Annotated in this window: 6 protein-coding genes and 1 pseudogene; all 7 read right to left on the bottom strand. The window is 67.2% G+C overall.

The annotated features are described in order from the left end of the window. A pseudogene (ftsZ, locus tag ACTHJR_RS02780) lies at window positions 1-1,061 on the bottom strand (cell division protein FtsZ); the annotation flags it as partial. A 107-nt stretch (window positions 1,062-1,168) separates the two neighbouring features. After that, window positions 1,169-2,431 carry a cell division protein FtsA gene (ftsA, locus tag ACTHJR_RS02775; RefSeq protein ID WP_440521549.1) on the bottom strand — a complete coding sequence of 421 codons (1,263 nt, stop codon included), beginning with the start codon at window positions 2,429-2,431 and terminating at the stop codon, window positions 1,169-1,171. Window positions 2,432-2,446: 15 nt separating this feature from the next. Further along, entirely contained in the window at window positions 2,447-3,385 is a 939-nt protein-coding gene (locus ACTHJR_RS02770; RefSeq protein ID WP_440521548.1) for a cell division protein FtsQ/DivIB, read from the bottom strand. After that, entirely contained in the window at window positions 3,382-4,305 is a 924-nt protein-coding gene (locus ACTHJR_RS02765) for a D-alanine--D-alanine ligase (RefSeq protein WP_440521546.1), read from the bottom strand. The genes ACTHJR_RS02770 and ACTHJR_RS02765 overlap by 4 nt, the downstream gene beginning before the upstream one ends. Window positions 4,306-4,477: 172 nt before the next feature. Continuing rightward, the gene (gene murB / locus ACTHJR_RS02760; RefSeq protein WP_440521545.1) at window positions 4,478-5,359 is read right to left on the bottom strand and encodes a UDP-N-acetylmuramate dehydrogenase; all 882 of its coding nucleotides are present in this window, start codon (window positions 5,357-5,359) and stop codon (window positions 4,478-4,480) included. Window positions 5,360-5,373: 14 nt separating this feature from the next. Beyond that, a complete protein-coding gene (gene murC / locus ACTHJR_RS02755; RefSeq protein WP_440521543.1) occupies window positions 5,374-6,777 on the bottom strand; it encodes a UDP-N-acetylmuramate--L-alanine ligase in 1,404 nt (467 codons plus the stop codon). Continuing rightward, window positions 6,774-7,505, bottom strand: a 732-nt coding sequence (locus ACTHJR_RS02750) for a glycosyltransferase (RefSeq protein WP_440521542.1), incomplete at its 5' end; no start/stop codon positions are given. The genes ACTHJR_RS02750 and murC, both read right to left, overlap by 4 nt.

The raw sequence follows: 7,505 nt of genomic DNA, 5'->3' as shown, positions 1-7,505 counted from the left end.
GGCGCGACCGGCGAAACCGGGACCGCGGATTCGGTCTTGCGGCCGAAGCTGAACGCGCGCGTGGCCGGCTCAGCGGCGGCTGCGGCCACCGCCGAGCTGTCCGCCTCTATACCGGTCGCGACCACCGACACGCGGATCTTGCCCTCGAGGTCGGGATTGAACGCCGAGCCCCAGATGATGTTGGCGTCTTCGTCGACCAATTCGCGAATATGGTTCGCGGCCTCGTCGACTTCGAGCAGGCGCATGTCCTCGCCGCCGGTGATCGACACGATGACGCCCTTGGCGCCCTTCATGCTGACGCCGTCGAGCAAGGGGTTGGCGATCGCCTTCGACGCGGCTTCGATGGCGCGGTTGTCGCCCTCGGCCTCGCCGGTGCCCATCATCGCCTTGCCCATTTCCTGCATCACCGAGCGGACGTCGGCGAAGTCGAGGTTGATCAGACCCGGCATGACCATCAGGTCGGTGATCCCGCGCACACCCTGCTGCAGCACCTCGTCGGCCAGTTCGAAGGCCTGTTTGAAGGTGGTGTTGGCATTGGCGACGAGGAACAGATTCTGGTTGGGGATGACGATCAGCGTATCGACGTACTTCTGCAGTTCCTCGATGCCGGCCTCGGCCGCCTTGGCGCGGCGATTGCCCTCGAACGCGAACGGCTAGGTCACCACGGCGACGGTCAGGATGCCCATGTCGCGCGCCGCCTTGGCGATGACCGGGGCCGCACCGGTACCGGTCCCGCCGCCCATGCCCGCCGCGATGAAGCACATATGCGCGCCGTCGAGCGTCCGCGCGACCTGATCGATCGCTTCCTCCGCCGCGGCACGCCCGATCTCCGGCCGCGCGCCCGCGCCCAGCCCTTGCGTGATCTTCACGCCGAGCTGGATCTTCTGCCCCGCCTGGCTCTGCTTGAGCGCCTGCGCGTCGGTATTGGCGACCAGGAAGTCGACGCCCTGCACGTCGTTCTTCATCATGTTGGCGATCGCGTTGCCGCCCGCCCCGCCGACACCGATCACCGCGATCCGCGGCGTCAGCTCGTCCACGTCCGGAGGAAGAAATTCAACCATTACTCGTTCTCCGAAATGCTCCGGTGACCGGAACACTTATGCCCACAACTTCTTGCACCATCGCCCCGGGACTATCCACAACAAATGGGGTCCCGTGACGCATTTCTTTAATAATTCGCCCGAGCCGTTCGAATCAGACGACGGAAGATCGATATCGGCGACGGCTTGTGCACCGTCTGATGCTCGCCCGACGATAGCGATCGCAAGTCGATCGGGTCGGTGGCGGCGTGATGGACCAAGCCCGCGAGCGTCGCGAACGCCGGCCCCGAATGCGCGTCGGGCAGCCCGGCGAGCCCGCGCGGCCGGCCGACCCGGACCGAGCGGCCCAATGCCGATTGCGCGTAATCGGCAATGCCCTTGAGCTCCGCGCCGCCGCCGGTCAGCACGACCTGGCGGCCGACATTGCCCTCGAACTTCATCGCGGTCAGCGCCTTGCCGATCTCGCCCATCAATATCTCGAGCCGCTGACGGATCACCGCGATCAATTGCGCCTTGGTGATGCGCGGCCCCTCGCCCGCGCCGTCGTCGCTCAGCGGCGCGATCTCGAGCATCTCGTGATTGTCGCGCGGCGTCGCGTTGGCGCAGCCGTGGAAGCATTTCATCCGCTCTGCCTGGGTCCGGCTGGCACCGAAGGTCGAGGCGATGTCGTCGGTAATGTCGGCGGCGCCCATCGGAATGGTGACCAGCCCGACCAGCATGCCGCCGGCGAACAGCGAGACATTGGTGATCCCGGCGCCCATTTCGACCAGCGCGGTGCCTAGTTCGCGCTCCTCGGCGCTGAGGCAGGCCAGACCGGTCGCGACCGGCGCGGCGATGATCGACTTCACCTCGAGATGCGATTTGGCCACGCACAGCCCGATATTGCGCACCGGCGAGCCGTCGGCGGCGACGACATGGATATGGACGCCGAGCCGGTCGGCATGGAGGCCGAGCGGGTTCTTGACCCCGGTGATGCCGTCGAGCGTGTAGAGCGCGGGCTGGGCGTGGAGCACCATGCGCCCGGCCGGGTCGATCGATTCCCGCCCGGCGCGGAGCAAGGCGTCGATATCGGCCTGCTCGATGCGATGCCCGCCCATCTCGAACTCGATCGAGGCGACGTCGCTGACCAGGCCGCCCGCCGAGAAGCCGACCCAGACATTCTCGATATTGGTCTGGGCGATCCGCTCGGCCTGCTCGACCGCTTCGCGCACCGCGACTTCGGTCGCCGCCATGTCGGCGATACAGCCGCGCCGCACGCCGCGGCTCTCGCGCTGGCCGGTGCCGAGCACGATCAATTCGCCGCCGCTGCCCTTTTGCGCGATCATCGCGGAGACTTTCGACGACCCGATATCGAGTGCCGTGATCAGTCCTTCCGGCGGTGTCTTGGCCATGACTCTAGCCCCCCGTTACACTTGATCGCGCGATGCCGCGCGATCCGCCGCCGCCGGCGGCGCATTGGTCGTCGAGCTGGTCGGCGCCCCGATCAGGCTCGATCCGTCTGGCTTGCGCATGACCATTCTGTCCGGATCGCGCATGTCGAACTTCAACCATCCCTTGCCCAGCAAGCGAAGCGTGCCGTCCCGCTCCGCAAACAATCGGAGCGCTCGGGCAGCCTCATCGGTTCCCTCGGGCAGCGACAAGGTCTCGCCGGTGTCGAACAACAGGTCCCAGCGGCGATTGCCGACCCAGGTCGCGGCGCGCACCTTGGGCTTGAGCGCGGGCGCCGCCGTCATCAGCGTCTGATAGGCGGGCTCCTGCAGGTCGGCTCCCGGCCCGATCACCAGCGGCAGGTCGGGCATGGCGTCGGCCGAAACACGCTCGAGAAAGATGCCGTCACGGTCGATCAGGCTCAGCGCGCCCTGGTTCTGCCACACCGCAACCGGGGTGCGCTCGACGATGCGGATCAGCAAGGTGTCGGGCAACCGGCGCGAGACATGTGCGTCCTGCACCCAGCCATATTGCAACAGCTTGCCGCGAATCTGGTCGAGATCGACCAATGGCATCGCGCGCGATTTCTGCTCCAGCGCGACGGCATAGACCGTCATCTGGTCCATCCGCTTGACGCCGCGGATCTCGATCTGCTCGACGCGGAAGCCGGCATTGCCGGCTTCCTCGGCCAAGGCGGTGCCGACCATGCCGGGAATGCCGAATATCTGCGCGACGGCCAGCGCGCCGCCCAGCATCAGCGCGAAGATCGACCAGGTGGCGATGCGCTGCAGATTGTGCTGGCTGATCGGCAGCCAGGCGAGGATGCGATCGACGATCGACGGCTTCTTCTGTTTCTGCTTGCGCCGTGCCGGGGTCTTGCGCGCGGTGGGCCGGCCCTTGGTCGGGGTGCGGCTCATGCCAGTGCCTCGTCGATGATCATCTGCACCAGCTCCGGATAGGAGATGCCGAGATGTCTCGCCTGTTCGGGCACCAGGCTCAAGGGGGTCATGCCGGGTTGGGTATTGACCTCGAGCAGGAACAGCCCGTCCTCGCCGCGCTCGTCGTCCCAGCGGAAATCGGAACGCGAAGCGCCCTTGCACCCGAGCAGGTGATGCGCCTCGAGCGCCAGACGCTTGCACGCCTCGGTGATCGCGTCGGGGATCTGCGCCGGGAAGACATGCTCGGTCATCCCGTCGGTATATTTGGCGTCATAATCGTACCAGCCCGACTTCGGCCGCAATTCGGTGACGCCGAGCGCGCGGCCGCCGAGGATCGCCGTCGTCAGCTCGCGCCCGCGGACATAGGGCTCGGCGAGCAATTCCTCGAATTCCTGCCACGGCCCCGCGACGTCGCGGCCGATCGGATTGCCGTAATTGCCGTCGTCGGTGACGATCGCGACCCCGACCGATGAACCTTCGTTGACCGGTTTCAGGACATAGGGCCGCTTGAGCGGGTCGCCCTCGAACACATCCGCCGACTTGACGATGCGACCGCCCGGCATCGGGATGCCATGCGGGACGAGCGCCTGCTTGGTCAGCGCCTTGTCGATCGCGATCACCGAGGTCACCATGCCCGAATGGGTGTATTTCAGCCCCATCAGGTCGAGCATGCCCTGGACCGACCCATCCTCGCCCGGCGTGCCGTGGAGCGCGTTGAACACGATGTCGGGCCTGGCCGCGGCGAGCTTCGCCGCGACATCGCGATCCATGTCGATCCGGGTGACGCGATGCCCGAGCGATTCCAGCGCCTCGGCGATGCCCTTGCCAGACATCAGCGAGACCTCGCGCTCGGCCGACCAACCGCCCATCAGGACGGCGACGTGGAGGGGCGAGTTCATAATTCCTCCCCGGCACGGGGAGGGGGACCGCCGGCCGTAAGGCCGGTGGTGGAGGGGGCCCGCGAGCAACCAACAACAGACCAGGAGGCGGCCTCGGGATGGGCCCCCTCCACCAAGCCGCTACGCGTCTTGGTCCCCCTCCCCGTACCGGGGAGGATTTGGATAGCCGCACTCACTTCGCCACCCCTACGCGCTGGATTTCCCATTCCAGCATCACGCCGGACTTGGCCTTCACTTTCGCCCGCACCTCTTCGCCCAGCTCTTCGATGTCCGCGCTCGTGGCGTCGCCCAGGTTGAGCAGGAAATTGCAATGCTTCTCCGATACTTGCGCGTCGCCTTTGCGAAGCCCTCTGCACCCCGCTTCGTCGACCAATTGCCAGGCCTTGTGGCCGTCGGGGTTCTTGAAGGTCGAGCCGCCGGTGCGGCTGCGGAGCGGCTGCGATTCCTCGCGTGCGGCGGCGATGCGATCCATCTCGGCCTGGATCGCGGCCGGCTCGCCGGGATGGCCGCGGAAGGTCGCGCCGACCACGATCGCGCCGACCGGCAAGTCGGAATGGCGATAGGTATAGCCGAGCTCGCCGAGCACCAGCGTCCTCCGCTCGCCAGAGCGCAGCACGACATCGGCCTCGACCAGCACGTCCTTGACCTCGCGACCGTAAGCGCCGCCGTTCATCCGCACGAAGCCGCCGACCGTGCCGGGGATCGAGCGCAAGAATTCGAGCCCGGCGATGCCGGCGTCGCGCGCGCTCGACGAGACGAGGATGCCACTCGCTCCCCCGCCGCAGCGCAATGCGGTTTCGTCGAGCCGCTCGACCTTGGCGAACGCCTTGCCCAGCCGGACCACCACGCCCGGCACGCCGCCGTCGCGCACGATCAGGTTCGAGCCCAGACCCAGGCCCATCACCGGGACCGACGGATCGAGCGCGTAGAGGAAGGTCGCAAGGTCTTCGATATCGGCCGGCTCGAACAGATATTCGGCCGCGCCCCCGCTCTTGAACCACACCAGCGGCGCCAGCGGCGCGCCGTGCGTCAGTTTCCCGCGGACCGGGGGCATGGCGTAACAGACCGTCACCGCGCGGCCTCGATCGCGTCGGCGAGCCCGGCCGCCCATTTGGTGATGTCGCCCGCGCCCAGGCAGACGATCATGTCGCCCGGCTGGATCACCGGCGCCAGTTCCTTTGCCAGTTCCTCGGCCGAGCCGACCGTCGAGGCCGAACGATGCCCGCGGCGTTTCAACCCGTCGACCAGCGCCTGCGCGTCGACACCCTCGATCGGCTGCTCGCCCGCGGCATAGACCGGGGTGACATAGACCATGTCGGCGTCGTTGAACGCCTGCTGGAACTCCTCCATCAGATTGCCGAGGCGCGTGTAGCGATGCGGCTGGACCACCGCGATCACGCGATTGGCGACGCCTTCGCGGGCGGCCGACAGCACCGCACGGATCTCGACCGGATGGTGGCCGTAATCGTCGATCACCACCGTGCCGCCGACCTCGCCCACCTTGGTGAAGCGGCGCTTGACCCCGCCGAACTTGGCAAAGCCCTGCTGGATGGTGGCATCGTCGACGCCGAGTTCGAGCGCGACGCCGATCGCCGACAGCGCGTTCTGGACATTGTGGCGGCCGGGCATCGGCAGCTCGATGTTCTCGATCGAACGCGTCGTGCCGTCGCGGCTGCGGATGATCGCCTCGAACCGGTTGCCGCCGGGGATCGGCGTCACGTTGACGCCGCGAATGTCGGCCTGGGTCGAGAAGCCATAGGTCACGATGCGGCGATCGCGGACCCGCGGCAGCACCGCCTGCACTTCGGGATGGTCGAGGCAGAGGAACGCCGCGCCATAGAAGGGCACGTTCTCGATGAACTGGACGAACGCGTCCTTGATCGCATCGAAGCTGCCGTAATGGTCGAGATGCTCCGGATCGATATTGGTGACCACCGCGAGCGTGCCGTCGAGCCGCAGGAAGCTGCCGTCGCTCTCATCGGCCTCGACCACCATCCACTCGCTGTCGCCGAGCCGGGCGTTCGAGCCATATTGGTTGATGATGCCGCCGTTGATCACGGTCGGATCGACCCCACCCGCGTCGAGCAGCGCCGCGACCATCGACGTGGTGGTGGTCTTGCCGTGCGTGCCGGCGACAGCGACGGTCGACTTGAGGCGCATCAGTTCGGCCAGCATCTCGGCGCGGCGAACGACGGGAATGCGGCGTTCGAGCGCGCATTCGACCTCCGGATTGGCGCGCTTGATGGCGGTCGACACCACGACCACGGCGGCGTCACCGAGATTGTCTGCCTGATGACCGATCTTCACCTCGATACCCTTGTCGCGCAGCCCCTGCACGACATAGCCCTCGGCCACGTCCGATCCCTGCACCTTGTAGCCGAGATTGTGCATCACCTCGGCGATGCCGGACATGCCGATCCCGCCGATGCCGACGAAGTGGATCGCGCCGATATCGGTCTTCAACCCGGTCATGCGAAAGCGGCCTCCCCGCCCGGCGTGGCGGTCTGAACTTTGCCGACGGGCAGGTCGCCGGCGGGATGATCGAGGCTCTCGACGAGATCGGCGAGATCGCGCGCCGCGTCGGGATGGCCACAGGATTTGGCGCGCGCCGCGGCGTTCTGCAGCGCGGCTGGGTCGAGGCCGAGCTTCTGCATCTGCTTGGCGAGCTCGACCGGGGTGAACTGGCTCTGCGCGATCGTGCGCGCACCCCCGGCTTCGGAAATCTCGCGCGCGTTCTCGGTCTGATGGTCGTCGGTCGCGCTCGGCAGCGGCACCAGGATCGCCGGGCGCCCGGCGGCGGTCAGTTCGGCGATGGTCGAGGCGCCGGCGCGCGCGATCACCAGATGCGCCCAGGCGAGGTGCTCGGGCAGATCGGGCAGATAGGTGGCGAGGTCGGCCGCGATCGACAATTCGGCATATTTGGCTCGCGCCTTGTCGATATCCTCTACCCGCGCCTGGTGCGTGACCTGCAACCGGCGGCGGAAATTGACCGGGAGCATCGACAGGCCTTCGGGCACCACCGAACTCAGGATGCTCGCGCCCTGGCTGCCGCCGGTCACGAGGACGCGAAAGATGCTGTCCTCCTCGAGCAACGGATAGGGCTTGTCGCGCAGCGCCAGAACATCCTCGCGGACCGGGTTGCCCGTCAGATGCGCCTTGCCGCGATATTTGTCGGCGAGCCGGTCGACCTTGGCATAGGA

It is taken from the genome of Sphingomonas sp., from assembly GCF_051962185.1.
Lineage (GTDB): Bacteria > Pseudomonadota > Alphaproteobacteria > Sphingomonadales > Sphingomonadaceae > Sphingomonas.
This window is presented reverse-complemented; position numbering and strand designations above follow the sequence as displayed.

What these genes read in the sequence shown, in the direction of transcription:
- ftsA (WP_440521549.1), bottom strand. Translation starts at nt 2,431, where the DNA reads ATGGCCAAGACACCGCCGGAAGGACTGATCACGGCACTCGATATCGGG.
- ACTHJR_RS02770 (WP_440521548.1), bottom strand. Translation starts at nt 3,385, where the DNA reads ATGAGCCGCACCCCGACCAAGGGCCGGCCCACCGCGCGCAAGACCCCG.
- ACTHJR_RS02765 (WP_440521546.1), bottom strand. Translation starts at nt 4,305, where the DNA reads ATGAACTCGCCCCTCCACGTCGCCGTCCTGATGGGCGGTTGGTCGGCC.
- murB (WP_440521545.1), bottom strand. Translation starts at nt 5,359, where the DNA reads ATGCCCCCGGTCCGCGGGAAACTGACGCACGGCGCGCCGCTGGCGCCG.
- murC (WP_440521543.1), bottom strand. Translation starts at nt 6,777, where the DNA reads ATGACCGGGTTGAAGACCGATATCGGCGCGATCCACTTCGTCGGCATC.